The organism is Variovorax sp. GW460-12-1-14-LB1, from assembly GCF_059423605.1.
In genome coordinates, this window is record NZ_JBWKYF010000016.1 from 13489 (window position 1) to 37989 (window position 24501).

The 24501-nt window shown below is 69.2% G+C and carries 27 protein-coding genes; 14 read left to right on the forward strand and 13 right to left on the reverse strand.

Going from position 1 to position 24501, the window contains the following annotated elements:
- Window positions 1-30 precede the first annotated feature (30 nt).
- The 13 genes from fliR to fliF all read right to left on the reverse strand — a co-directional run bounded on the left by fliR (window position 31) and on the right by fliF (window position 11103).
- Window positions 31-828 (reverse strand): flagellar biosynthetic protein FliR, encoded by a 798-nt coding sequence (fliR, locus tag AC07Y4_RS10840; RefSeq protein ID WP_159278082.1) that lies wholly within the window; start codon window positions 826-828, stop codon window positions 31-33.
- The gene (gene fliQ, locus AC07Y4_RS10845; protein WP_062469313.1) at window positions 825-1094 is read right to left on the reverse strand and encodes a flagellar biosynthesis protein FliQ; all 270 of its coding nucleotides are present in this window, start codon (window positions 1092-1094) and stop codon (window positions 825-827) included. Before fliQ ends, fliR begins: the two co-directional genes overlap by 4 nt.
- Window positions 1091-1849 (reverse strand): flagellar type III secretion system pore protein FliP, encoded by a 759-nt coding sequence (gene fliP / locus AC07Y4_RS10850; protein ID WP_062469318.1) that lies wholly within the window; start codon window positions 1847-1849, stop codon window positions 1091-1093. The genes fliQ and fliP overlap by 4 nt, the downstream gene beginning before the upstream one ends.
- Complete coding sequence (gene fliO, locus AC07Y4_RS10855; RefSeq protein ID WP_487850312.1) at window positions 1846-2328, reverse strand: flagellar biosynthetic protein FliO; 483 nt, start codon at window positions 2326-2328, stop codon at window positions 1846-1848. The genes fliP and fliO overlap by 4 nt, the downstream gene beginning before the upstream one ends.
- Window positions 2325-2753, reverse strand: coding sequence for a flagellar motor switch protein FliN (gene fliN, locus AC07Y4_RS10860; protein ID WP_062469325.1), 429 nt, complete (start codon window positions 2751-2753; stop codon window positions 2325-2327). The genes fliO and fliN overlap by 4 nt, the downstream gene beginning before the upstream one ends.
- Window positions 2746-3747: a flagellar motor switch protein FliM gene (gene fliM / locus AC07Y4_RS10865; RefSeq protein ID WP_062469328.1), complete on the reverse strand. Its 1002-nt coding sequence runs from the start codon at window positions 3745-3747 to the stop codon at window positions 2746-2748. The genes fliN and fliM overlap by 8 nt, the downstream gene beginning before the upstream one ends.
- Window positions 3748-3777: 30 nt before the next feature.
- The gene (gene fliL, locus AC07Y4_RS10870; RefSeq protein WP_159274388.1) at window positions 3778-4293 is read right to left on the reverse strand and encodes a flagellar basal body-associated protein FliL; all 516 of its coding nucleotides are present in this window, start codon (window positions 4291-4293) and stop codon (window positions 3778-3780) included.
- A gap of 117 nt (window positions 4294-4410) precedes the next feature.
- The gene (locus AC07Y4_RS10875; RefSeq protein WP_487850313.1) at window positions 4411-5745 is read right to left on the reverse strand and encodes a flagellar hook-length control protein FliK; all 1335 of its coding nucleotides are present in this window, start codon (window positions 5743-5745) and stop codon (window positions 4411-4413) included.
- Window positions 5746-5764: 19 nt separating this feature from the next.
- Window positions 5765-6223 carry a flagellar export protein FliJ gene (gene fliJ, locus AC07Y4_RS10880; protein WP_495274522.1) on the reverse strand — a complete coding sequence of 153 codons (459 nt, stop codon included), beginning with the start codon at window positions 6221-6223 and terminating at the stop codon, window positions 5765-5767.
- The gene (gene fliI, locus AC07Y4_RS10885) at window positions 6220-7647 is read right to left on the reverse strand and encodes a flagellar protein export ATPase FliI (protein ID WP_487850314.1); all 1428 of its coding nucleotides are present in this window, start codon (window positions 7645-7647) and stop codon (window positions 6220-6222) included. Before fliI ends, fliJ begins: the two co-directional genes overlap by 4 nt.
- A 4-nt stretch (window positions 7648-7651) precedes the next feature.
- Window positions 7652-8425: a flagellar assembly protein FliH gene (gene fliH / locus AC07Y4_RS10890; RefSeq protein WP_487850315.1), complete on the reverse strand. Its 774-nt coding sequence runs from the start codon at window positions 8423-8425 to the stop codon at window positions 7652-7654.
- On the reverse strand, window positions 8412-9413 hold the full coding sequence (gene fliG, locus AC07Y4_RS10895; protein ID WP_062469343.1) for a flagellar motor switch protein FliG: 1002 nt from the start codon (window positions 9411-9413) through the stop codon (window positions 8412-8414). The genes fliH and fliG overlap by 14 nt, the downstream gene beginning before the upstream one ends.
- Entirely contained in the window at window positions 9406-11103 is a 1698-nt protein-coding gene (gene fliF / locus AC07Y4_RS10900; protein WP_487850316.1) for a flagellar basal-body MS-ring/collar protein FliF, read from the reverse strand. Before fliF ends, fliG begins: the two co-directional genes overlap by 8 nt.
- Before the next feature lie 280 nt (window positions 11104-11383).
- Here fliF and fliE point away from each other — a divergent pair, with 280 nt between their 5' ends.
- The 14 genes from fliE to AC07Y4_RS10970 all read left to right on the forward strand — a co-directional run bounded on the left by fliE (window position 11384) and on the right by AC07Y4_RS10970 (window position 24414).
- Complete coding sequence (gene fliE, locus AC07Y4_RS10905) at window positions 11384-11701, forward strand: flagellar hook-basal body complex protein FliE (protein ID WP_159274393.1); 318 nt, start codon at window positions 11384-11386, stop codon at window positions 11699-11701.
- Window positions 11702-11867: 166 nt separating this feature from the next.
- The gene (locus AC07Y4_RS10910) at window positions 11868-13514 is read left to right on the forward strand and encodes a FliC/FljB family flagellin (protein ID WP_487850317.1); all 1647 of its coding nucleotides are present in this window, start codon (window positions 11868-11870) and stop codon (window positions 13512-13514) included.
- Window positions 13515-13676: 162 nt separating this feature from the next.
- Window positions 13677-14036, forward strand: coding sequence for a flagellar protein FlaG (locus AC07Y4_RS10915; protein ID WP_487850318.1), 360 nt, complete (start codon window positions 13677-13679; stop codon window positions 14034-14036).
- Between the two features lie 54 nt (window positions 14037-14090).
- On the forward strand, window positions 14091-15539 hold the full coding sequence (gene fliD, locus AC07Y4_RS10920) for a flagellar filament capping protein FliD (RefSeq protein ID WP_487850319.1): 1449 nt from the start codon (window positions 14091-14093) through the stop codon (window positions 15537-15539).
- A gap of 14 nt (window positions 15540-15553) precedes the next feature.
- The gene (gene fliS, locus AC07Y4_RS10925) at window positions 15554-15973 is read left to right on the forward strand and encodes a flagellar export chaperone FliS (RefSeq protein ID WP_070061560.1); all 420 of its coding nucleotides are present in this window, start codon (window positions 15554-15556) and stop codon (window positions 15971-15973) included.
- A complete protein-coding gene (locus AC07Y4_RS10930) occupies window positions 15973-16338 on the forward strand; it encodes a flagellar protein FliT (RefSeq protein ID WP_223301366.1) in 366 nt (121 codons plus the stop codon). Before fliS ends, AC07Y4_RS10930 begins: the two co-directional genes overlap by 1 nt.
- A 31-nt stretch (window positions 16339-16369) precedes the next feature.
- A complete protein-coding gene (gene fliK / locus AC07Y4_RS10935) occupies window positions 16370-17599 on the forward strand; it encodes a flagellar hook-length control protein FliK (protein ID WP_487850381.1) in 1230 nt (409 codons plus the stop codon).
- Complete coding sequence (locus AC07Y4_RS10940; RefSeq protein ID WP_062469365.1) at window positions 17596-17880, forward strand: EscU/YscU/HrcU family type III secretion system export apparatus switch protein; 285 nt, start codon at window positions 17596-17598, stop codon at window positions 17878-17880. The genes fliK and AC07Y4_RS10940 overlap by 4 nt, the downstream gene beginning before the upstream one ends.
- A gap of 350 nt (window positions 17881-18230) precedes the next feature.
- Window positions 18231-18599, forward strand: coding sequence for a flagellar transcriptional regulator FlhD (flhD, locus tag AC07Y4_RS10945; RefSeq protein ID WP_370680118.1), 369 nt, complete (start codon window positions 18231-18233; stop codon window positions 18597-18599).
- Window positions 18596-19186, forward strand: a complete 591-nt coding sequence (gene flhC / locus AC07Y4_RS10950; protein ID WP_070061562.1) for a flagellar transcriptional regulator FlhC — start codon at window positions 18596-18598, stop codon at window positions 19184-19186. Before flhD ends, flhC begins: the two co-directional genes overlap by 4 nt.
- Window positions 19187-19248: 62 nt before the next feature.
- The gene (gene motA / locus AC07Y4_RS10955; protein WP_070061563.1) at window positions 19249-20109 is read left to right on the forward strand and encodes a flagellar motor stator protein MotA; all 861 of its coding nucleotides are present in this window, start codon (window positions 19249-19251) and stop codon (window positions 20107-20109) included.
- 13 nt (window positions 20110-20122) lie between these two features.
- A complete protein-coding gene (gene motB / locus AC07Y4_RS10960) occupies window positions 20123-21031 on the forward strand; it encodes a flagellar motor protein MotB (RefSeq protein ID WP_487850320.1) in 909 nt (302 codons plus the stop codon).
- Window positions 21032-21083: 52 nt separating this feature from the next.
- Window positions 21084-23105 (forward strand): chemotaxis protein CheA, encoded by a 2022-nt coding sequence (gene cheA / locus AC07Y4_RS10965; RefSeq protein WP_487850321.1) that lies wholly within the window; start codon window positions 21084-21086, stop codon window positions 23103-23105.
- A gap of 22 nt (window positions 23106-23127) precedes the next feature.
- Window positions 23128-24414 (forward strand): EAL and HDOD domain-containing protein, encoded by a 1287-nt coding sequence (locus AC07Y4_RS10970; protein WP_487850322.1) that lies wholly within the window; start codon window positions 23128-23130, stop codon window positions 24412-24414.
- Window positions 24415-24501 lie beyond the last annotated feature (87 nt).

Sequence of the window (24501 nt, forward strand, 5' to 3'; positions counted from 1 at the left end):
TCATCTTAGTGGGAGCGGCGTGCCATCCCCTCAGCGCCGCAACCCCTGCGTGAACCGCAGCATGTTCGAGAGCGACTCCGCAAACCGCGGCTCCAGGAACGCCGCCAGGTGCGGCATCAGCAGCTGCAGCATCACCAGCCCCGCCAGCAGCGTGAGCGGAAAGCCCACCGCGAAGATGCTGAACTGCGGCGACGCGCGGTTCAGGATGCCCATGGCGAGGTTGAGCGTGAGCAGCGCGGTGATCAGCGGCAGTGCCAGCAGCAGGCCGCTCGCGAAGATGTCACCGCCCGCGAGCACGAGGAACATCCAGCCGCCGGCCGCCAGCGGTGCGTCGGCGATGGGCAGCGTGTGAAAGCTCGCGGCCAGCGCCTCCAGCATGAGCAGGTGGCCGTCCAGCGCCATGAAGATCAGCATCGCCAGCATGTTCAGCAACCGCGACACCACCATCGTGCTGCCGTGACTCATCGGGTCGAAGAAGGACGCGAACGACAGGCCCATCTGCAGGCCGATGTACTCGCCCGCGGCCAGCACGGCCGTGAACACCAGCCGCATCGAGAAGCCCATGGCGGCGCCGATCAGCACTTGCTGCACGATGATCCAGAGGCCGCCTGCCGACACCACGGGCACTGCGGGCAGCGGCCCGATCGTGGGCGAGATCACCAGCGTCAGCACGGCGGCGATGCCGACCTTCACCTGCCGCGTGGCCCAGGGCTCGCCGAAAACGGGCGCCGTGGAGACCATGGCCAGCATGCGCACGAAGGGCCAGAGGAAGGCCACCAGCCAGGCCTCGAGCTGGCCCGAGGTGACGGAAAAAACCGAGGGCGTCACGCCAGCATCTGCGGGATGCTGGCGAACAGGGCGCGCATGTAGTCGAGCATGCGGTCGAGCATCCACGGCCCGGCGATGACCAGCGTCGCGAACACCGCGAGCAGCTTGGGAATGAAGGACAGCGTGGCCTCGTTGATCTGCGTGGCCGCCTGGAAGATGCTGACCACCAGGCCGATCACCAGCGCCACCAGCAGGAGCGGCGCGCCCAGCAGCAGCGAGATTTCCATGGCCCGGTGGCCCATGGTCATGACGGATTCGGGCGTCATAAGTAGAAGCTCTGCGAGAGCGCACCGATCAGCAGTTGCCAGCCGTCGGCCAGCACGAACAGCATCAGCTTGAAGGGCAGCGCGATGGACGCGGGCGGCACCATCATCATGCCCATCGACATCAGCACGCTCGCCACCACGAGGTCGATGATGAGAAAGGGAATGAAGATGGTGAAGCCGATCTGGAACGCGGTCTTCAGCTCGCTGATGACGAAGGCCGGCAGCAGGATGCGCAGCGGCACGTCTTCGGGCCCCTGCATCTCGGGCGCCTTGGCGAGCCGTGCGAACAAGGCCAGGTCGGTCTCGCGCGTCTGCTTGAGCATGAAGGTCTTGAAGGGCGCGATGCCGCGCTCCAGGGCCTTCTCGGCGCTGAGCTTGCTTTCCGAGAACGGCACATAGGCCTCGGTGTAAGCCTTGTCGAACACCGGCGACATCACGAAGAAGGTGAGGAACAGCGACAACCCCACCAGGATCTGGTTGGGCGGCGAGGTCTGCGTGCCGATGGCGGTGCGCAGCAGGCCCAGCACGATGAGGATGCGCGTGAAGCTGGTCATCGACAGCAGCAGCGCGGGCAGGAAGGTGAGCGAGGTCAGCAGCACCAGCGTCTGCACGCTCAGCGACCAGGTCTGGCTGCCGCCGGGGCCCGGCGTGCTGGTGAGGCCGGGCAGGCCCTGGGTCCATGCGGCGGCGGGCAGCGTGGCGGCGAGCAGCAGCAAGGCGGTGCGCAGGCCGCGGTGCAGGGCGGGGCGCGTCATGGCGCGGTGCGCGTCTTGCCCGCGAGGGAATCGCGCAGCTTCTGGGCGAACAGGCCCACCGGGTTCTGTGGCGACAGGGGTGTGACTGCCGCAGGGGTTGCCTGTGCCGGCAGCGTGTGCAGCGTGCGGACCTGGCTGCTGGTCACGCCCAGCACCAGCCACTGGCCGGCCACTTCCACCACGACCACGCGCTCGCGCGGGCCGACCATGGCGGTGGACACCACCTTCACCACCTGGCCGCCGCCCAGCCGCTGCAGGCCGAAGCGCCGCGCCAGCCACGCGCACAGGAAGATCAGGCCGACGACCGCCGCCATGCCGAAGCCCGCCTGCAGCAGGCCCGCGCCACCGACTGCAGGGGGCTGCGCAGCGTCACGCACCGGCGTGGGCACGGTGGGCAAGGCCGCATGCGCCGCATGCAAGCCCAGCGCCAGCAGCGCGGCGCCCCGCGCGAGCAGCGAAGACACCCGCGCCAGGTTCATGCGCGCGCGAGCTTCTGCATGCGCTCGGAGGGCGTGACGATGTCGGTCAGGCGGATGCCGTACTTCTCGTTCACCACCACCACCTCGCCCTGCGCAATGAGGTAGCCGTTGATCAGCACGTCCAGCGGCTGGCCGGCCAGGCCGTCGAGTTCCACCACCGAGCCCTGCGAAAGCTGCAGCAGGTTCTTGATGGTGATGCGCGTGCGGCCGATCTCGGCGGTGAGCTGCACGGGCACGTCGAGCACGCGCGCGATGTCCACGGGCGTGGCGGACGATGCAGCCGGCGCGTCCTGGATCTGCTGGAAGACCTGCGCGGTGGCCGGCGCCACGGCCGGGTCGGGCGCGGGCGCGCTGGCCGCGGTCTGCTCGGCCAGTGCGCTGGCCCAGTCGTCCGCGTCGCTGGCGGCAGAGGTGTTGTCAGTCATGGTCGTTCTTCGAATCGCTGTCTTGGTGGGAGATCATGTGTTGCACGCGCAGGGCGTAGCGCTCGTTGGAGGTGCCGTAGCCGCAGGCCATCACGGGCACGCCGCCGACCTTGGCGACCACCGTCGCCGGCAGCTCGATGGGAATCACGTCGCCCACGCGCAGCTTCATCACCTCGCCCAGCGTCGAGGGCATGGTCACGAAGTCGGCGGTGAGCTCGACGTCGGCGGCCTGCATCTGGCGCGACATCTGCGTGACCCAGCGCTTGTCGACCTCGACCTCGTCCTGGATCGGGTTGGACAGCAGGTCGCGGATCGGCTCGATCATCGAGTAGGGCAGGCACACATGCAGGAAGCCGCCGATGGGGCCGAACTCGATCTGCAGCGTGGTGTTGATCACCACCTCGTTGGGCGCCACGATGTTGGCGAGCTTGCCGTGCATCTCGGCGCGCACGTAGTCGAAGGCCAGCGGAAACACCGGCTGCCACGCGTCGCCGTAGCACTGCAGCGACAGGTCGAGCAGGCGCTTGATGATGCGTTGCTCGGTGCGCGTGAAGTCGCGCCCTTCCACGCGCACGTGGTAGCGCCCGTCGCTGCCGAACAGGTTGTCCACCACGAGGAACACCAGCTTCGGGTCGAACACGAAGAGGGCGGTGCCGCGCAGCGGCTTCATGTGGACCATGTTGATGTTCGCGGGCACCGGCAGGTGCCGCACGAACTCGCCGAACTGCTGGATCTGCACGGGCCCCACCGAGATGTCGGGGCTGCGGCGCATGAAGTTCAGCAGCGCGCTGCGCAGGCCGCGCGCAAAGCGGTCGTTGATGACCTCCAGCGTGTGCATGCGGTTGCGCACCACGCGGTCGGGCGCACCGAGGTCGTAGGCCGGCAGGCCGTCGGGCGGCGGCGCGGGCGCGGCGGCCTGGTCGAGGTCGCCGCCGGTGACGCCTTGCAGCAGCGCATCGACCTCGTCCTGGGAGAGCACCTGTTCATACGCCATGGATCGCGGGTCCGCAAACGGGCATCGTCGTCACTGCACGACGAAGGAGTTGAAGGACACGCTCGCAATGCCCAGCTCGGGCAGGCCTTCGGCCAGCGGTGCGTTCAGCGCGCTGTGGATCTCCGTGGCCAGCCGGGCCTTGTCTTCCGAGGTGACCAGCGATTCGGGTGGGCGGTTCGACAGCAGCACCAGCAGGCGGCTGCGCAGCTCGGGCATGAACTCGACGATCTGCGCCTTGGCCTGCTCGTCGCGCACCTTCAGCGCCATGCCGATCTGCAGGAAGCGCGAGCGGCCTTCGGACTGCAGGTTGACGGTCAGCGGCTCCAGCAGCAGGAAGATGGGTTTCTCGGGCACCGGCGCCTTGGCCGTCTCGGCGGCGGCGTGCTCGGTGAAGCGGGGCAGCACGAAGACGTACGCCGCCGCGCCGGCTGCGGCCAGGCCGAGGACGGCCACGAGCCCGATCAGCAGTTTCGAGGTGCGGCGCGAGGCCGGCGGGTCGGTCGCGACCGACGCAGCCGCGGTGGCGGCGGGAGAAGAGGTAGCCATGGTGAAACGGTGGACGGGTCCGATCTATTCTTTGCGAAGTCGCCCGCCGGCGAACGGCCGAACAAGCGCACAAAGGCGCTTCACATCCGTTCATTGCGGGAGGCGGGTGGGGCGGTTTCAGGCGAAGGTGTCGACGCCCGGGCCCGTGCGTGGGGTGGCAACGGGGCGGGGTGCCGCCGTGGCCGTGCGGGCGATGTCGGTCGTGGCAGATGTGCCCTGTGGTCGCCATGCGCCCTGTCGTTGGTGTTGCTGCTGTTGCTGCTGCGCGAACGCCGCGTCCTGGCCGAACGGCGCGCGCGTGTCCGCGCCCACCGAGGTCTGGCCCAGCGTGATGCCCTGCTCCGACAGGCTGGTGCGCAGCTGCGGCAGCGCGGCCTCGACGGCCTTGCGCACGCTCTCGTGCGCCGACACGAACGCGGCCTGCGCCTGGTGCTCGCCGACCGACAGCGTGACCTTCAGCGGGCCGAGGCCGGCGGGGTTGAGGTTCAACTCGGCCGTGTGCGTACCGCCGAGGCTCATGCGCGCGAGCTGCTGGCCGAGTGCGGGCGCCCATTTCTCGCTGCCGACTTCGGGCGCGAGCGTGTGCACGGCGGGGCGTGCGGCGGGGCTTTCGGTCGTGCGCTCAGTGGAGACGGTCGCGGGCTGTTGAAGCGCGAACGGGGTGGTGGACGGAGTCGTCGCGTCGTCGCCCGAGGTGCCGGTCGACACTGCTGCGACGGGCACGGCTTCTGTCGTCGAAGGCTTCGCATCGCCGGCAGGCTGGGCTTGCGCTGCGGCTGCGAGCTGTTCGGTGGTGGTGGCGCTCACGGTGCGCGGTGCGCCCGCGCGGCCCGGTGCGGCGGTGCCGACGGGCGGGCCTGCGGGTGCGGCGGCCGGCTTCTTGCCATCGACAGCCATCGGCTGCGCGGCCACGGCGGCGCGCACGATCTCGTACAGCGAGGGCGGTGCGGCGTCGTCGGCTTCAGGCGCTGCGCCCTGTACGGCGGCGGTTGCAGTGGGAGCGGAAGCGTCTTCGGTGGCGATGGCGGGCGCGGGCGTGGCGGCGGCTTCGCTGCTCAAACGCACCGTGCCTGCAGGCAGTCCGGCTTGCGCGTCAGGCGTGACCGGCGCCAGTGAAGTTTCTGGCGCGCTGCTGCCCTGTGTGGCCGCACCTCCCGCAAGCACCAGTGCCTGTTGCGGCGTGACGGCTGCTGCAAGAAAAGCGAGATCCGGCTCCGCAGGCTGTGCGTCCCGCATTTCTTCAGAGAGCTCTGCCTTGCGCAGCGGCTTGGCATCCGCGACCACGGTGTCGGCATCCGACGCCTTCTCGGCCTGGCTCGTGCGCGAACGTTCGAGCGCAGCACCGAACGCGCGGCCCTGCGCCTCGTCGGCGTTGCTGCGGCCACGTGCGCCGCCCTGCGCGACCGGCGAGGAGGCGGCAGGCGTGACGGTCGGCGGGATCATGGGAGGCATGTCGGTTCCTGGAGGAGATTCAGTGGGTGGGGTGCGAGGCGCGGTCGAAGAACTGGCGGGCGGCGCGTTCGTCGCTGTCGCGCTGTTCGCGCTTGGCCTGCGCCATCAGCTCCTGCGCGCGCACGCGATCGGCCAGCGTGTCGAACGAGCTGAGGCGGCGCTTCTCGCGCTGCCAGTCGGTGCGGCCCCGGTCGAGATGGTGCCCGGCCCGCTCGGCGATGGCGCGCTGCTGCGCGATCGCGTGGTCGAGCGTGCCGAGGAAGTTGCGGTAGTTGCGCCACTGCGACGACGGCAGGCCGCCGCGCATCAGCGTGTCGAGCTGCGCGTGGTAGTCCTGGCGGTACTGCAGCAGCAGCTCGAGCTTCTGCTGCGCGCTCAGGTGCGCGCTCTGCAAGGCGCCCAGGCGGCGCGCGGCGTCGTCGGTCTGGCTCTGCGCCAGGTCGATGAGCATGCCGAGGGGGAGCTTGCTGCTGCTCATGGGCGTCCTGGGGAAAGTGTGTTCGTGAACAGGCTGTCCATGTGGGCGATGGCCTCCTCGTAGCCGGTGCGTTCGTGCATCGACTGCTGCAGGAAGGCCTCGATGCGCGGGTACATCGCGATCGCCTGGTCCAGCTGCAGGTCGTGCCCCGGCGCGTAGGCGCCGACGCTGATCAGGTCGCGGTTGCGCTGGTAGCGCGACAGCATCTGCTTGAAGCGGCGCACGGTGTCGAACTGCGCGGGCGCGATCAGCGACGTCATCGCGCGGCTGATCGAGGCCTCGATGTCGATGGCCGGGTAGTGCCCCGCTTCGGCCAGCGTGCGCGAGAGCACGACGTGGCCGTCGAGGATCGCGCGCGCCGAATCGGCGATCGGGTCCTGCTGGTCGTCGCCTTCCGAGAGCACGGTGTAGAAGGCCGTGATCGAGCCGCCGCGCCCCTGCGCGTCGCGCGCGCCGTTGCCGGCACGTTCGACCAGCGCCGGCAGCCGCGCGAACACCGAGGGCGGGTAGCCCTTGGTGGCGGGCGGCTCGCCCACGGCCAGCGCGATCTCGCGCTGCGCCATCGCATAGCGCGTGAGCGAATCCATGATGAGCAGCACGTCCTTGCCCTGGTCGCGAAAGTACTCGGCCAGGCAGGTGGCGTAGGCCGCGCCTTGCAAGCGCAGCAGCGGTGAGTTGTCGGCCGGCGCGGCCACCACCACGGCGCGGGCCAGGCCTTCCTCGCCCAGCGTGTTCTCGATGAAGTCCTTCACCTCGCGACCGCGCTCGCCGATGAGACCGACCACGATCACCTCGGCGCTGGTGTAGCGCGCCATCATGCCCAGCAGCACGCTCTTGCCCACGCCCGAGCCGGCAAACAGACCCATGCGCTGGCCGCGGCCGACGGTGAGCATCGCGTTGATGGCGCGCACGCCCACGTCGAGCACCGAGTCGATGGCCGCGCGCGACAGCGGGTTGATCGGCGGCGCTGCCAGCGGCACCTGGCGCGCCACGTCGAGCGGGCCCAGGCCATCGAGCGGTCGACCGGCCGCATCGACCACGCGCCCCAGCATGCCTTCGCCCACGGGCAGGCGCTTGGTGTGGGCGTCGCCGGTCGCACCGGGCTCGCGCAGGCCGGGCCGCGCGAACACGCGCGCGCCGGGCAGCAGGCCCGCCACCTCGGTCTGCGACATGAGAAAGAGACGGTCGCCCGCGAAGCCCACCACTTCGGCCTCGGCATAGCGCTGCGGATGGCCGGGCGGCAGTTCGATGAGGCAGTCGCTGCCCACGGGCAGTTGCAGGCCCACGGCTTCGAGCACGAGGCCGACGGCGCGCGTGAGGCGGCCCGAGGCGGTGGTGGTCGTGCTGCGGGCGACGTCGGCGCGCGCCTGTTCCAGCACGGCGCGCACGCTGTTCAGATGAGGGTTGGTGGGCGCGGTCTGCATCGGCTCAGGAAGCGTCGCCACGCAGCGCCGCACCCACACGCTCCCAGCGCGTGGCCAGGCTGGCGTCCAGCTCGCCCGTGGCCGACTGCACGCGGCAGCCGCCGCGCGCCAGGCTGTCGTCGGCGCGCAACTGCCAGCCGGCCGCCTCGATCTCGTTGCCCAGGCTGTTCTTCACCAGCGCGAGGTCGTCGGGGTGCAGCAGCAGGCGCGGTTCGCCGCGCAGCGCGGGTTCGGCATGCAGCAGGTCGCGCACCAGCGGCAGCACCCACTCGGGCTCGGCCTGGTAGGTGCGGTGCACCACCTGGCGCGCCACGTCGAGTGCGAGCGCGAGCACTGCTTCGGCCAGTTCGGCCTCGGCGCCGCGCAAGGCTTCGGGCAGCGAGCGGGCCAGCGCGCGCAGGCGTTCGGCGTGCACGCTGGCGGCGGCGAGGCCGGTGGCCAGGCCTTCGGTGTGGCCGACCTGGCGGCCTTCGGCCAGCCCGGCGGCGCGGCCCTCGGCTTCACCCGCGGCGCGCGCTTCCTTGCGGATGCGGGCCAGCTCGGCGAGGTCGACCTTGGGCGCGGGAGGTGCAGGCGGTGGAGAAGGGCGCTGCGCCGTGTGGCGCGAGAGGGCCGTGCCCGACGGCGCCTTGCCATCGAGCGTGCCCATCTCCCAGCGCTCCCACGCCGACAGCGCGGGCGTGCCGGCGCCGGCCTGGCGCGCGGCCGCGTGGATGGCGGCGAGGCGCTCGCGCGAACTGTTGGAGGCGCCGAAGGCGCCGGGGTCAGACGAAGTCATCGGTGCCAGGCGCCGCGATCACGATCTCGCCGGCGTCCGCCAGACGGCGGGCGACCTGCAGGATGGCCTTCTGTTCGGTCTCGACCTGCGACACGCGCACGGGACCGCGCAGCTCCATGTCCTCGCGCAGCGTCTCGGCCGCGCGCTGCGACATGTTGCTGAGGAACTTGTCGCGCAGCTCCAGCGGCGCACCCTTGAGCGCGATGATGAGCGAGTCGCTCTCGATGTCCTTGAGCAGGCGCTGGATGCTGCGGTCTTCCAGGCCCAGCAGGTTCTCGAACACGAACATCTCGTCGACGATGCGCTGGGCCAGCGCCTCGTCCTGCTCGCGCACATGGGCAATGGCTTCTTCTTCCACCGTGGTGCTCATCAGGTTGACGATCTCGGCCGCGGTGCGCACGCCGCCCAGGCGGCTGCGGCGCAGGCCCTGGCCCGCGAGCATCTCGGTCAGCACCTCGGTGAGCTCGTTCAGCGCCGAAGGCTGCACGCCGCCGAAGGTGGCCACGCGCATGATCACGTCGTGGCGCAGGCGCGCGGGCAGCTTCTCGAGCACTTCCGAGGCCTTCATGCGGTCCAGGTGCACCAAGAGCGTCGCAAGGATCTGCGGGTGCTCGTCGCGGATGAGCTCGGCCACCTCGCCGGCCTCGAGTTCGTTCAGGCGCTCGATGCCGCCGTGCGGCTCGTCGGGCTGCAGGATGTCTTCCAGCAGGTTGCTCGCGCGGTCGTCGCCCAGCGCCTTCTTGAGCACGGCGCGGATGTAGCTGGTGGAGCCCAGGTGCAGCGCCGACAGCTGCTCGGTCTCCTGGCGGAACTCGGCCAGCACCGAGGCCAGCTCGTCGCGCGACACCGCGCTCAGCTTGGACATCGCCAGGCCCAGCGCCTGCACCTCCGAGGTGGGCAGCAGATGCAGCGCGGCGGCGGCGCGGTCTTCGCCCAGCGCCATGAGCAGGATGGCGCTCTTGCGGGTGCCTGCTTCGCTGCTAGTCATCGGAGTGCATCCAGTGCTGGATCAGGGCGGCCACGAGCTTGGGGTCCTTGTCGGCGGTCTGCTGGGCGTAGTCCATGTCGGCCTTCTGGCGTGCGGACTCGCGCTGCTGCAGGGTTTCTTCGGGCTCGGCCGGGGCCGTGCCGGTGGGGGGCACGGTGCTCGCATCGGCCACGGGCTGCGCGGGTGGCGGCGCGGCCAGGTGGCGGCGCATCAGCGGACGCCCCACGGCGAACCAGGCGAACAGCGCGAGCAGGCCGATGAGCAGGTAGGGGACCAGCGTCTTGCCGAACGCGAGGTTGTCGCGGTCGCGCCAGAACGGCACGTCGGGCGCGGGGCCGGCCTCGCCGTCGCCATCGCGGGCGAAGGCGCTGTTGACCACGTTGAGCGAGTCGCCGCGTTCCTGGCTGAAGCCCATCGCTTCCTTGGCGAGGTTGCGGATCTGCTCCAGCTCGGCCGGCGCGAGTGCGCGGGGGCTGGTCTTGCCGGCGGCATCGACCGTGTCGCGGTGGTTCACCACCACGGCGACCGACAGGCGCTTCACGCCGCCGGCGGCCTGCTGCACGTGGCGGATGGTGCGGTCGAGCTCGTAGTTGGTCGTGACGTCCTTGCGCGTGTTGCTCGGGCCGGCCGGTGCGGCGGCGGGCGCGGCGGGCGTGTTCGGTGCGCCCGGCGCGTTCGGCGGCTTGGGCGCGGTGATCGGCGCCGTCGGGTTCACCGGCGGCTGGTTCGACAGCGCGCCCGGCACGCCACCGGGTGGCGCGCCGTTGTGCTGCGCCGATTCGCTGGACTGCTGGCTGCGGATCGCGGCCTGCGCCGGGTCCTGGTTGGGCCGGTACTTCTCGTCGGTGTGTTCCACCACCGAGAAGTCGATCTCGGCCGCGACCTGCGCGCGCACGTTGCTCGCGCCCACCAGCGGCTGAAGAATGGCTTCGATGCGGCGCACGTAGCCCTGCTCGATCTCCTGCGCGTACTTGAGCTGGCTCACGTCGAGGCCCTGGCTGGTGCCGCGCGCCGACGACAGCAGGTTGCCGCGCTGGTCGACCACCGTGACGCTCTTGGCGTCCAGGTCGGGCACGCTGGCGGACACCATGTGCACGATGGCGCTCACCTGGCCTTCATCGATGCTGCGCCCGCGCATCAGCGTGAGCACCACCGAGGCCGAAGGCTTCTTCTGGTCGCGCACGAAGAGCGACGGTTTGGGCAGCGCCAGGTGCACGCGCGCGGCCTCGATGCTGCCGATCGATTCGATGGAGCGCGCCAGCTCGCCTTCGAGCCCGCGCTGGTAGTTGACCTGCTCGGCGAACTGGCTGGTGCCGAACTTCTGGTTGTCCATCAGTTCGAAGCCCACGCCGCCGGCCTTGGGCAGGCCCTGCGCCGCGAGCTTCAGGCGCGTCTCGGCCACCTTGTCGCCCGCGATCAGGATCGCGCCGCCGCCCTCGGCGAACTTGTAGGGCACGTTCATCTGCTGCAGCGACGCGATGATCGCGCCGCCGTCGCGGTCCGACACGTTGGTGTAGAGCACCTTGTAGTCGGGCCCGCGGCTCCACAGGAAGAAAGCGGCCGCCACCGTCGCCAGCGCCGCGGCGCCGATGATCAGCGGCAGCCGGGGCTGCGCGCGCATGCGCTCCAGCATCGGGGGCAGGCCGTTGGCGCCCGCCGCCAGGCCGCCCGTGGGCGCGGCCGTGCTCATCGGCGCGCCTTCGCCGGGGCCGTTGCGCCGCGCAGGGCCGGCGCCGGTGTGAGAGAGGGAATTCGGTGTTGGGATGTCATGCCGGTGGCCGGCGACGTCGTGCGCGGCCTGTGGTTTCGCGAACGATTGTCAGCAGGCGATGTGGAATTCGATCGGTCGAACAGCCGGGGGTTTTGCCCTCAGTTGCGCGTTTGAATGGGGGTCTTCCCTTGATACGCTGCCTGCCGGTTGGAGCGCTCGCGCGCTCCGTGTCAAGTCAGCTGGAAGTGAACTTTTCCCCATGTCCATCAATGCCATCGAATCCGTCCTGCAGCAGATGCGCGCCACCGCGCTCGCCAGCGGCATGGGGCCCGCGACGACTGCGCCGGCCGGCGCGGGCGGCTTCGCGGCCGAGCTGCAGCGCTCGCTCGCCAACATCAGCGGCGCGCAGCAGCAGGCCTATGCGCAGGCCGAATCCTTCGAGCTGGGCAAACCCGGCGTGGCGCTCAACGACGTGATGGTCGACCTGCAGAAGGCCAACGTGGCGTTCCAGACCGGGCTGCAGGTGCGCAACCGGCTGGTGACGGCCTACCAGGAAATCATGAGCATGCAGGCATGACGAGGCAGGGGGCGGCAACGTAGAACTTTTTTCGTTGCGGCCCTAAAGGTTTGCGGACACCCGCCGATATCCCCTTCAACGATGGCTTGAGTCTCACCGTGGAAGCGGGTCCAGCGTTACGGCCGATGGCCGGAGTCCACAACCTTTTGTCAATCAGGAGTCGAACATGGCGCAAGTCATCAATACGAACAGCCTTTCTCTTCTCACGCAGAACAACCTCAACAAGTCGCAATCGGCCCTGAACACGGCCATCGAGCGCCTGTCTTCCGGCATGCGCATCAACAGCGCCAAGGACGACGCCGCCGGCCAGGCCATCGCCAACCGCTTCACCGCCAACATCAAGGGCCTGACGCAAGCCGCGCGCAACGCCAACGACGGCATCTCGATCGCGCAGACCACCGAAGGCGCGCTGACCGAAGTCAACAACAACCTGCAGCGCATCCGCGACCTGTCGGTGCAGGCCGCCACCGGCACCAACTCGGCCACCGACCTGGACTCGATCCAGTCGGAAATCGGCCAGCGCCTGGACGAAATCAACCGCGTGTCGGAGCAGACCCAGTTCAACGGCGTGAAGGTCCTGTCGGCCAACGCCGGCAAGCTGACGGTGCAAGTGGGTGCGAACGATGGCGAAACCATCGACATCGACCTGCAGGAAATCAGCGCCAAGACCCTGGGTCTGGAAAGCTTCAACGTGAACGGCACGGGCACGCTGAACAAGGCCGCCACCAAGGACGACCTGACGCTGGCTGGCGCTGTCGCCAACGGCGCACCGGTCAACGGCACGCAGAAGTACGACGTCACGGCCACCAACACGCTGGCCACGCGCAGCCAGCTGCTGGCGGGCGCCAAGGCGGGCGACTCGGTCGTCGCCGGTGGCTCCACCTACACCTACAACGCTGCGAAGTCCGCCTTCACCTTCGGTGAAACGGGCCGCACGAACGCCGCCACGATCGCTTCGCTCCAGCCCGCAGCGGGCGCGAGCAAGACCGCCACGGTCACCATCGGCGGCAACTCGCTGGACGTGAAGATCGACAGCGCTGGCACCATCACGGCGACCGACGGCTCCGCGCTGTGGGTGGACACGGCTGGCAACCTGACGCAGAACAACGCAGGCGGTACGGGTACGGCAGCCACGCTGACCAGCCTGACCACGAGCATGGCGGCTGCTGCCGGCACGGGCGGCACCATCAAGGTCGGCGGCACGACCTACACGGCCACTGCCGGTGCAGCCAACTTCGACGTGACCGGCGACGAAATCTCGGCCGCTGCGCTGAACGACAAGCTGGCCGCAGGTGCTGGTATCGCCGTGGGGGCATCGACCATCGGCGGCGTGGCAGGTGTCACGATCACTGCTGGCGGCACGGTGACCGGCGCCTACGTGGGCGCGGACGGCTCGTTCGGCAACTCCGCCACCACCGTGTCGACCTACAGCGTGCACAGCAACGGCGCAGTGACCGACGGCGCTGGCAATGCGGTCTACGCCGATTCGGCCAAGGCTGGCGCCTTCACGCTGAACGCCCGCAGCGGCAAGACCTCGACGGTCGACCCGCTCAAGGCCCTGGACGCCGCCCTGTCGAAGGTCGACAAGCTGCGCTCCTCGCTGGGTGCGGTGCAGAACCGTTTCGACTCGGTGATCGCCAACCTCGGCACCACCATCACCAACCTGTCGTCGTCGCGTTCGCGCATCGAAGACTCGGACTACGCCGTGGAAGTGTCGAACATGACGCGCGCGCAGATCCTGCAGCAAGCCGGTACCTCGGTGCTGGCACAGGCGAACCAGACCACGCAAGGCGTGCTGTCGCTGCTGCGTTGATTCGCTGAGACCGCCGGGCGCCCCTCGCGAGGGTGGCGCCCGGTGTCTTGCTTTTTGCTCGCAGGCCTTCGGGGCGACCCGAAGCCGCCTGCGTTGTCCTGTGCGGCCACGTTCGTGGCGAGGCCGCACAGGACAACGAACTCCAGAAGAAGAACGCAGACCATGTCCCAGCCCGTCCCCGCCGCCTCCGCCGTGGAAAGCCCCTGGCTGCAGCAACTGCTCGCCGGCCGCACCGGTGGCGCCGCTGCGGCCGCCGCCGAGGCCGCCGCACTGCGCAAGGCCGAGGTCGAAGAGGCGACGCCGGTGCAGATCGAGATGGCGGTGAAGTCCGTCAATGCCTCGCTGGAAAGCCGCTCGATCAGCCTGCAGTTCGAGGTCGACCGCGACACCGACAAGCTCATCGTCAAGGTGGTCGACCGCAGCAACGGCGAAGTCATTCGCCAGATTCCGACCGAAGAGGTCGTTCGCATCGCCAAGGTCATGGACCGGCAGGCCGGGCTTCTGGTGAGCCAGCAAGCCTGATCACGACCCGCTCCAGACCTCTTCATTTCATTCGCATTTCAGGACACCCCCGACATGGCATCGATCAGCAGCATCGGCGTTGGCGCCAACCTTGACCTGGGCGCATTGCTCACCCAGCTGCAGACCGCGGAGAACCAGCCGCTGGTGGCCCTGAAGGCCAAGCAGACCAGCTACAACAGCAAGCTCTCGGCCTACGGCACGCTGCAAAGCGCGCTCACCGGCATCCAGGCGGCTGCCAAGAAGCTGGGCGACCCGGCGCTGTTCCAGGCCATCACCGGCACACCGAGCGTGAGCGGCATCCTGGCGGCGAGCGGCACCGACCCGCGGTCGGTCGGCACCTATGCCATCGACATCTCGCAGCTCGCGCAGGCGCAGTCGGTCATCGCGAAGGGGCAGGCCAGCACCACCACCGCGATCGGGAGCGGCAAGATCACCATCGACTTCGGCAAGGTCTCCGGCGGCACGCTGGACCCGGCCACCGGCCAGTACACCGGCGCCACCTTCGACAAGGACGCCACGCGCACGGCCAAGCCGATCACCATCGATGCGACCAACAACACGCTGGGCGGCATCCGCGATGCGATCAACGCGGCCAACGCGGGCGTGTCGGCCACCATCGTGAACGACGGCAGCGGCACGCCCAACCGGCTGGTGCTCACCTCCACGCAGACCGGCGAGGCCTCGGCCATGCGCATCTCGGTGGACGGCGACGCCGCGCTGCAGAACCTGCTGGGCAACGACCCCGCCGGCACGCAGAACCTGAAGCAGACCGCCGCGGCGCAGAACGCCAAGCTCACCGTCAACAACATCGCCGTCACCAGCACGAGCAACTCGGTGACCGACGCCATCCAGGGCACCACGCTCACGCTGGTGCAGACCGGCAAGCTCAACCTGGTGATGAAGGCCAACACGGCGTCGGTGAAGACGGCCATCACCGATTTCGTGAAGGCCTACAACGCGCTGCAGAGCACCGCGAAGTCGCTCACGGCCTTCGACACCGACGCCAAGGCCGCCGCGCCGCTGGTGGGCGACTCGACCTTGCGCAACCTGCAGACGCGCATCCGCCAGGCGCTGGTCGCACCGCAGGTGGGCGGCCCGAACGACCTGAAGGTGCTCACGTCCATCGGCATCTCGTTCCAGAAGGACGGCACGCTGGCGATCGACAACGACAAGCTCGACAAGGCCATCGACACCAACCTGGAGGGCGTGGCGAAGCTGTTCTCCAGCGGCACCGGCAGCACCGCCGGCTACGGCAAGCAGCTGACGGCGCTGGTCGACGACCTCACCGGCACCAAGGGCGCGCTCAAGGTCGCCACCGACGGCGTGACGAGCTCGCTCAAGCAGCTCGACACCCAGTACACCGCGATGAAGGAGCGTGCCGACGCGACGGTGGAGCGCTATCGCAAGCAGTTCGTGCAGCTGGACGTGGCAATGAACAAGATGAACGGCACGCTGAAATACCTCGCGCAGCAGTTCGATGCGATGAACGCCAGCAAGGGCTGAGGACAGGACGCGACATGTACAGCTCTCACCACTCCCGCACCGGTGCCGGCGTCTACGCGCGCGTCGGCGTGGAGACGCGCGCCATGAGCGCGTCGCCGCTGCAACTGATCCACATGCTGTTCGACGGCGCGAAGACCGCCATCGGCGCGGCGCGCCTGCACATGACGGCCGGCGACATCGGCGCCAAGGGGCAGGCGATTTCGAAGGCCATCAACATCGTCGACAACGGCCTGAAGGCCAGCCTCGATGCCGAAGCGGCCGGCGAGGCCGGCGGCGACATCGTCGGCAACCTCTCGTCGCTGTACGACTACGTGGTGCAACGCCTGCTGCTGGCCAACCTGCGCAACGACGTGCAGGCGCTGGACGAGGCCGACCGCCTGCTCGACCACCTGGCGTCCGCCTGGCGCGAGATCGACGACAGGCCCTCCAACTGATGATGCAGAGCGTGACCTGGGGGCAGGAACAGATGGCCGTGCGCAGCGAGATCGTTCATTGCTACGAGCAGCTGGCCGCGTGCATCTCGACGATGCTGGCGCTGGCCCGTGCCAAGGAATGGGGGCAGCTGCCCGAGCTGGAAGCGCGGTGCTCGGCGTCGGTCGAGCGCCTGAAGGCGATCCAGCCGCTGGCGTCGCTGGAGCCCGCGCAGCGCGATCTCGTGCTGCGCCTGCTCGAACGCATCTGCACCGAGCAGGCCGAGCTGTCGGGGCTCATCAAGCCGCAACTCGACGACCTGATCCGCCGCATGGATTCGCTCAACCACCAGAAGAACCTGGGCAAGGCCTACGGCCTCGCGCACTGACGCACGCCGACAGGACGACACCACCGTGGCCATGCTGGGACTCACCGGACTGATCGATGCACTGAGGGCCGCGCGCCTGACGCCGCCGCTCGACCTGCTCGGCCTGCGGCCGGAGACCACGGTGGGCGCGCCCGGTGCGGCGGTGGCCGTGCCGAAGACGGCGAACGACGTGCGCCTGCCGTCGCGCGCGGCGCTGGACCGGCTGGTGCCCTCGGGCGCGTCCGGTGGCGAGGTGGCTGCGCCTTCCGCCGGCGGCGCGCCGCCTTCGATCGACACCCGCCTGTCGCTGGCCGCGCGCGTGATCGGCGCGGTGCTGGCCGACCTGCAGGCCGCGCCGGGGCCGGTGCGGGGCGAGGCGCCGTTGCTGCTGCCCGTCGCGCGCCAGGGAACGAGCACCGCAGCACTCGCGGGCACGCTGGCGCAGACGGTGGCGGACAGCGGGCTGTTTTACGAATCGCACCTGGCCGAATTCGCGGCCGGCACGCGCACGCTCGCGCAGATGGCGCGGGAGCCGCAGGCGCGCTGGGCGAGTCCGGTGATGGTGGCGATGACGACGACAACGGCGGCGGCAGGGCAGGGCGTGGTGGCTGCGGCGACGGCGTTGGCTGCGGTCGATGTTGCGACGCCGCCCGCGCCGAATGCACCGGCGCAGGCCCCGCAGGCCGACGCGCCCCAAGCAGAGATCGCACAAGCTCCGCGTGGGGTCGCGCGCAGCGAAACCGCCGCCGCGCCCGCACCGGATGCAGCGCGCGTGCAGGCGGCCTACGGCCTCTCCGATGCCGTGCCGGAAATGCCCGCGCCCCGCCTCGCAGAACACGCACGCGCTGCGGTTGACCTCGCCAGCACGCCGGCCCCGCGCAGCACTGAAGTGATCCATCCGCAAGCCGTCACTGTCGTGCACCAGCAGCTCGACCTGCTGGCCAGCGCCGCCTTCCGCTGGAGCGGCCACGCCTGGCCCGAGGTGCCGATGGCGTGGACCATCGAGGAAGAGCCCGCCAACCCAAGCGCACGCGAAGGCGAACCCGCCGAGGAAGAAGCCGCGCGCCGCTGGTCGACCACCGTGTCGCTCGTGCTGCCACGCCTGGGCGAAGTCGACCTGCGCCTGAGCCTCAGCGGCCCGACCGTGCAGGCGCAGCTGCAGGCGCGCGAGCACGCCACCGTGGCCCGCCTGCGCAGCGACGCCGGCCGGCTCGCGCAACGCTTCGAGGCTGTCGGGCTTCAACTGCAGCAGTTGCAGGTCACGGAGAAGGCGGCGGCATGACCGATGACCTTCGCAACCGCCACAGCGCCGTCGTGCTCTCGCATGCGGACACGCGCAAGGCCCCCGTCGTCGTCGCCAAGGGCTACGGCGTGGTGGCCGAATCGATCCTGCGCGAGGCGCGCGCGCACGGGCTGTATGTGCATGCGTCGGCCGACCTCGTGAAGCTGTTGATGCAGATCGACCTCGACCGCCAGATCCCGCCGCAGCTGTACCAGGCGGTCGCGGAAGTGATGGCCTGGATTCACCGGCTGGAAGGCGGCGCCGAGGCGGCGGCGCCTTGATCGGCGGTTGTTCTATGGAAAGTCATTGACCTATTGAAAGACCCTGAATAAAGCCGCCGATTAATGCTCGGCTGCGCTCGATAGTCTTTGTAAATTCAATTGGCGAGGGGATTGCCAATTGCAGGAATACGCACGCTCGTAACAATTGCTTGCGCTCCGTGACCGCGCGCCGGTGCCAGGACTGAAACCGCTTCCTCAGAGGGAGGCCTGAAGCCTTCCGTCGGAAACTGCGTCAAAACCCTTTTACTTTTTGGTCTACTTTGTCTTCGAAGTGTAAATAAGTGTGTATATAATGTATACATGTTGGATGGACGTGCGGAGTCGACATGGAATCGGAAATGGAAGTAGACGTGGAAAATTGCAATGTCAACGCAGGCGGCGTGATTTCGAAGGAAATCGGCGAGATCAATCTGGCCTACATGCTGCTCGCGCAGAAGCTCGTGAAGCGGGACCGGGCGGAAGCCATGTTCCGTCTCGGCGTGGGGCGCGAGCTGGCCGATCTGCTCATGAACATGTCGCTCAGCCAGATCGTGAAGCTGGCCGCGTCCAACTTCCTGCTGTGCAGCTTCCGCCTGGACGACCGGCCGATGTTCGCGGTGGTCGGCGAGGGCAAGGAGCCCGCGCTGCAGCAGGCCCACATGTCGATCCTGATGAGCGCGCGCCAGGCACAGGCCCAAGCCCAGCCGCAGATGCGCAAAGCAGGTTCGGCCAGCGCATGACTGCCAAGAGCATCCTGGGCGAGGTCCGGCAGGTGCAGCTCGCGGTCGAGCTGATCGGCCTGGGTGCCCGCCTGCAGTTCCTGGAGGCCGTGGTCGCGCTCAGCCGCGAGCGGTTGATCCGCCTGTACAAGGAACTCAAGGGCGTCTCGCCGCCCAAGGGCCTGCTGCCGTTCTCCACCGACTGGTACATGACCTGGCTGGCCAACATCCACTCGTCGATGTTCTACAACATCTACCGCTTCATGCGCGACGAGGCCGGCGAGGGCGAGCTGCCCGCGCTCATCAAGGCCTATCGCCTGTACGCCGAGCAGGTCGAGTCGCAGGGCAGCGAGGTCGTGCTCGACTTCACGCGCGCCGAGACCATGGTGCGTTTCTTCGACAGCGACATGCTGCAGCTGAGCCCGTGCAGCCGCTGCGGCGGCCACTTCGTGGCGCATGCCCACGACCACAAGCACGGCTATGTGTGCGTGCTGTGCCGCCCGCCCTCGCGCGCGGGCAAGGCGCGCAAGCCCAAGCTCGAACCGGTGCGCCGCGGCGGCCTCATTGCCGGCGGCCCGGTGCTCGACATCGGCGGCGCCGTCTCGTGAAAGTGCCCCGGCGCCCGGCGCGGGTTTTTTGTTTTGGACGCCTCAGGGCATAGGGGAAGCGCGTGCTGGTTCTGGTGGGATATCTGGTGGTGATCGGCGCCGTCTTCGGCGGCTACGGCCTCATGGGTGGGCATTTCGGCGTGCTGTTCCAGCCCGTGGAGCTGCTCATGATCGGCGGCTCCGCGCTCGGCGCGTTCATCGCGGGCAACAACGGCAAGACCATCAAGGCGACCATCCGGGAGCTGCCGCTCCTGCTGCGTTCCTCGAAGCACAACCGCCAGCTTTACATGGACCTTCTGGCGCTCCTGTACGAGCTGCTCGCCAAGGCCCGCAAGGAGGGCATGATGAAGCTCGAGTCCGACGTGGAAGCGCCGGAGCAAAGCGAGATCTTCGGCCGCTACCCGACCATCCTGGCGCACGAGGGCATCACCGTGTTCCTGTGCGACTACCTGCGCCTGGTCATCAGCGGCAACACCGACGCGCACGAGATCGAGGCCCTCATGGACCACGAGATCGACACCATCCGCCACGAGGCCGCCGTGCCCGGCCACAGCCTCTCGCGCGTGGGCGACGCACTGCCCGCGCTGGGCATCGTCGCGGCCGTGATGGGCGTGGTGCATGCGCTGGGCTCGGCGCACCTGCCGCCGTCGGAGATGGGCGCGCTCATCGCGCACGCCATGGTCGGCACCTTCCTGGGCGTGCTGCTGGCCTACGGCTTCGTGTCGCCGCTGGCCTCGCTGATCGAGCAGAAGGTCGAGGAGGGCATGAAGATCTACCAGTGCGCCAAGGTCACGCTGCTGGCCAGCCTGAACGGCTACGCGCCGCAGCTGGCCGTGGAGTTCGGCCGCAAGGTGCTGTTCTCGACCGAGCGCCCCTCGTTCACCGAGCTGGACGACCACGTGCGCGAAGTCAAGGCACGCTGATTCCCCGACGGCCATGAGCGACGCGAAGCCCCGCATCATCATCAAGCGCGCCCACGGCGGCGGGCACGGCGGCGGCCATGCGGGCGGCGGCTGGAAGATCGCCTACGCCGACTTCATGACGGCCATGATGGCCTTCTTCCTCGTGATGTGGCTGCTGTCGATCTCCAGCCCCAAGCAGCGCGAAGGCATTGCCGAGCACTTTCGCATGCCGCTGCGCGTGGCGCTGGCCGGCGGCGACAAGAGCAGCATGAGCACCAGCATGATTCCCGGCGGCGGCGCCGACGTGATGCATGCCGAGGGCGAGGTGCGCCACACCGAGGCCGACAGCGAAGACGCGGCCGACGCCAGCCGCCTGGCCGAGACGAAGAAGAAGCTCGACGAGCTGATCGAGAAGAGCCCGGTGTTCCAACAGTTCCGCTCGCAGATCCTCATCGACATCACCACCGAAGGCCTGCGCCTGCAGATCGTGGACAGCGAGAACCGCCCGATGTTCGAGCTGGCCAGCGCCCGCGTGGTGCCGCACATGCGCGCCATTCTTCGCGAGCTGGCGCCGGTGCTCAACGGCCTGCCGAACAAGCTCACGCTGTCGGGCCACACCGACGCCATCGTCTACACCAACGACCGTTCGTACGGCAACTGGGAGCTCTCGGCCGACCGCGCCAATGCCTCGCGCCGCGAGCTGGTCACGGGCGGCATGACCGAGGACAAGGTGCTGCGCGTGATCGGCCTGGCCGACAGCATGCACCTGGACCGCGCCGACCCGCGCAACCCCATCAACCGCCGCATCAGCATCATCCTGCTGAACCACCGCACGCAGGAGCGCATCGAGCGCGAGAACAGCAACGACGCCGGCGCCACGCGCATCGGCCTGCCGCCACCGGCCGCGCAGGCGCGCACCGCGGCGGGACACACGGCGGGATAACAAGAACAAGGAAGCGGCCGCGCGCGAGAGTGCGGGCCCCGGAGCACCACAGATGGACCTCAGTCAATTCACCCAGGCCTTCTTCGTCGAAGCCATCGAGCTGCTGGCGGAGATGGAGCAGCTCTTGCTCGACCTCGACGTCGAGGCGCCCGACGGCGAGCAGCTCAACGCCATCTTCCGCGCGGCGCATTCCATCAAGGGCGGCGCGGCCACGTTCGGTTTCACCGCCTTGACCCACACCACGCACGTGCTCGAAACGCTGCTGGACAGGGCCCGCCACGGGCAGCTGCACCTGAGCGCTCCGATGATCGATGCCTTTCTGGAAACGAAGGACGCCTTGCAAGAACAACTCACCGCCTACCAGGCCGGCAAGGAGCCGGACGCCGAGAGGGTCGCCCACATCTGCGGCGTGCTGCAGCAGCTGGCGATGGAGAACAATGCTGCCGCGCCCGTGCCGGCACCCGCGCCCGCACCGGCGCCTGTCGTGCAAGCCGCTGCGCCGGCCGATGAAGGCAGCAGCGGCGACGGCGTGCTGGTCGTGCGCTTCGCGCGCCTGTCCGACAGCGAATGCGAGCTGCTCGCCGGCGAGCTGGCCAACCTGGGCACCGTGCTGACGCGCACGCGCAGCAACGACCAGCTGACCGTGCGGCTGGCCACCACCTGCGACCCCGACGACATCGTGGCCGTGTGCTGCTTCGTCATCGACGAATCGCAGATCGACATCACGCACGAGGTGACGCAAGAAGCGGCGCAGGAGGCCGCGCCCGTGGCCGCCATCGCCGAGCCGGTGGTGCCACCGCCCGCCGCACCAGCCCCCGCGCCGGCCGCGGCTGCGCCCGCCAGCGCCAAGGAATCCAGCTCCATCCGCGTCGACGTCGAGAAGGTCGACCAGCTCATCAACCTCGTGGGCGAGCTCGTCATTACGCAGTCGATGCTCACGCAGGCCGCGACCGTGCTCGACCCCGTGGCCTACGAGCGCTTCCTGAGCGGCCTGGGCCACCTGGAGCGCAATGCGCGCGACCTGCAGGAGTCGGTGATGTCCATCCGCATGATGCCGATGGACTACGTGTTCAGTCGCTTCCCGCGCGTGATCCGCGACGTGAGCGCCAAGCTCGGCAAGCAGGTGCGCCTGGACACCTACGGCAAGGAGACCGAGCTCGACAAGGGGCTCATCGAACGCATCGTCGATCCGCTCACGCACCTAGTGCGCAACAGCCTGGACCACGGCATCGAGGCCCCCGAGGTGCGCCTGGCCAAGGGCAAGGACGCCACCGGCCAGCTGCTGCTGTCGGCACAGCACCACGGCGGCAACATCGTGATCGAGGTGAGCGACGACGGCGCGGGCCTGAACCGCGAGCGCATCCTCGACAAGGCGCGCCAGCAGGGCCTGCCGGTGAGCGACGCCATGCCCGACGAGGAGGTGTGGCAGCTGATCTTCGCGCCCGGCTTCTCCACGGCCGAGCAGGTGACCGACATCTCGGGGCGCGGCGTGGGCATGGACGTGGTCAAGCGCAACATCCAGGAGATGGGCGGCCATGTGGAGATCCATTCGCGCGGCGGCCAGGGCACGTCCACGCGCATCGTGCTGCCGCTCACGCTGGCCATCCTCAACGGCATGTCGGTGCGCGTGGGCAGCGAGGCGTACATCCTGCCGCTGAGCTACGTCATCGAGTCGCTGCAGCCGCTGCCCGAGCACCTGCATTCGATCACCGCCGACGGCCATGTGATCCGCGTGCGCGGCGAGTACCTGCCGCTCATCGAGCTGCACCGCGTGTTCGACGTGGCCGGCGCGCAGACGCAGCCCACGCAGGGCATCCTGGTGATCGTGCAGGCCGACGACAGCCGCTTCGCGCTGCTGGTCGACGAGCTGCTCGGCCAGCACCAGGTGGTGGTGAAGAACCTGGAGACCAACTACCGCAAGGTGCCCGGCATTTCGGCCGCCACCATCGTGGGCGACGGCAGCGTGGCCTTCATCGTCGACGTGGGCGCGATGCCGCGCATCCAGCGCGCACAGGCCGCCAGCGCGGCGGCCCTGGCGGGCGCCGCGCGCCGCACCGACGCATTGGCGTCCTGATCCCGACGCGAGGGACGGCCGCATGAGGTTCGATTTCTTCCGGCGCCCCGGCGTCGAAGGCAACGGCGCGCAAGCCGACGCAACGCCCGCCATCACGCCCGCCGTGGGCGCCGACGGCCACGTGGCCTACGCCATGCTGCTCGACGGCAAGCGCCGCGTGGTCGGCTACCGCATGGCCTGGCGCGCAGCCGGGCAGGGCACCGACGCGGGTGCGGCAGCCGGCGTCAAGGCGCTCATGGACACGCTGGGCCTGCACCTGAACCCCGGCGGCCACGGCTGGCTGCTGGGCGGGCAGATGGTGTTCGTCGACGTCACGGTCGATGCGCTGTTCCAGAGCGAGCTGCAGTCGCTGCCGCCGCGCAACGTCGTGCTGTGCATGAAGGCCGACGAGTTGATGGACGCCGACATGCGCTCCATCCTGCTGTTCCTGCGCGAGCAGGGCTTCGGCTTCATGCTGTGCGGCGGCGTCGCGCTGCCGGACGACGACGAGCTGCGCACCATCGTCACGCACCGCGAGGTGTTGCCCTCCCAGCTGGCGGACGTGTCGCCCGCCGGCCCGGCGCCCATCGCCGCGCGCGTGGCGAACTGGGCCGAGTTCGAGGCCTGCGCCGCGCGCGGCGTGCAAGTGTTCGTCGACGGCGCCGTGCGCCTGCCACCGGCGCGCGACAGCGCCGATGCGCTGCAGCCCGAGTCGCAGCTCATCGTGCACCTGATGCAGATGATCCTGCGCAACGAGGACGTGCGCGCCATCGAGGGCGCGCTCAAGCACGACGCCGCGCTCACCTACCGGCTGCTGCGCTACATCAACTCGCCCTCGGTCGGGCTGGCGGTGGAGATCCACTCGCTGCGCCATGCCGTCGCCATGCTCGGCTACTCGCCGCTGTACCGCTGGCTGTCGCTGCTGCTGGCCACCAGCAACAAGGTCAGCTCGCCCTTCATGATGAAGAAGGCCATCCTGCGCGGGCGTTTCGTCGAGCTGATGGGGCAGGGCATGCTGCCACCCAGCGAGGCCGACAACCTGTTCGTTGCCGGCATGTTCTCGCTGCTCGATCAGCTGCTGGGCGTGCCGATGGAAGGCGTGCTGCGCAAGGTGCAGCTCACTGAAGCGGTGCAGCAGGCGATTCTGTCGCGCAGCGGCGTCTACGGCCCCTTCGTGGCGCTGGCCGAAAGCTGCGAGACCGACGACGGCCGTGCGGCGCGCCTGTCGGAGGCGCTCTTCCTGAGCGCCGCGCAGGTCAATGCCGCGCAGCTGTCGGCGCTGGTGTGGGCGCTCGACGCCGGCCCGGCCGTGACCGCACCGCCTGCCTGACCCCCGGAAATGCAAGGCTTTTGCGCGTCTGATCGGCCGATTGGAAACGGTGGTTTCCGTGACCATTGAAAGTCACGCTTCCAGGCT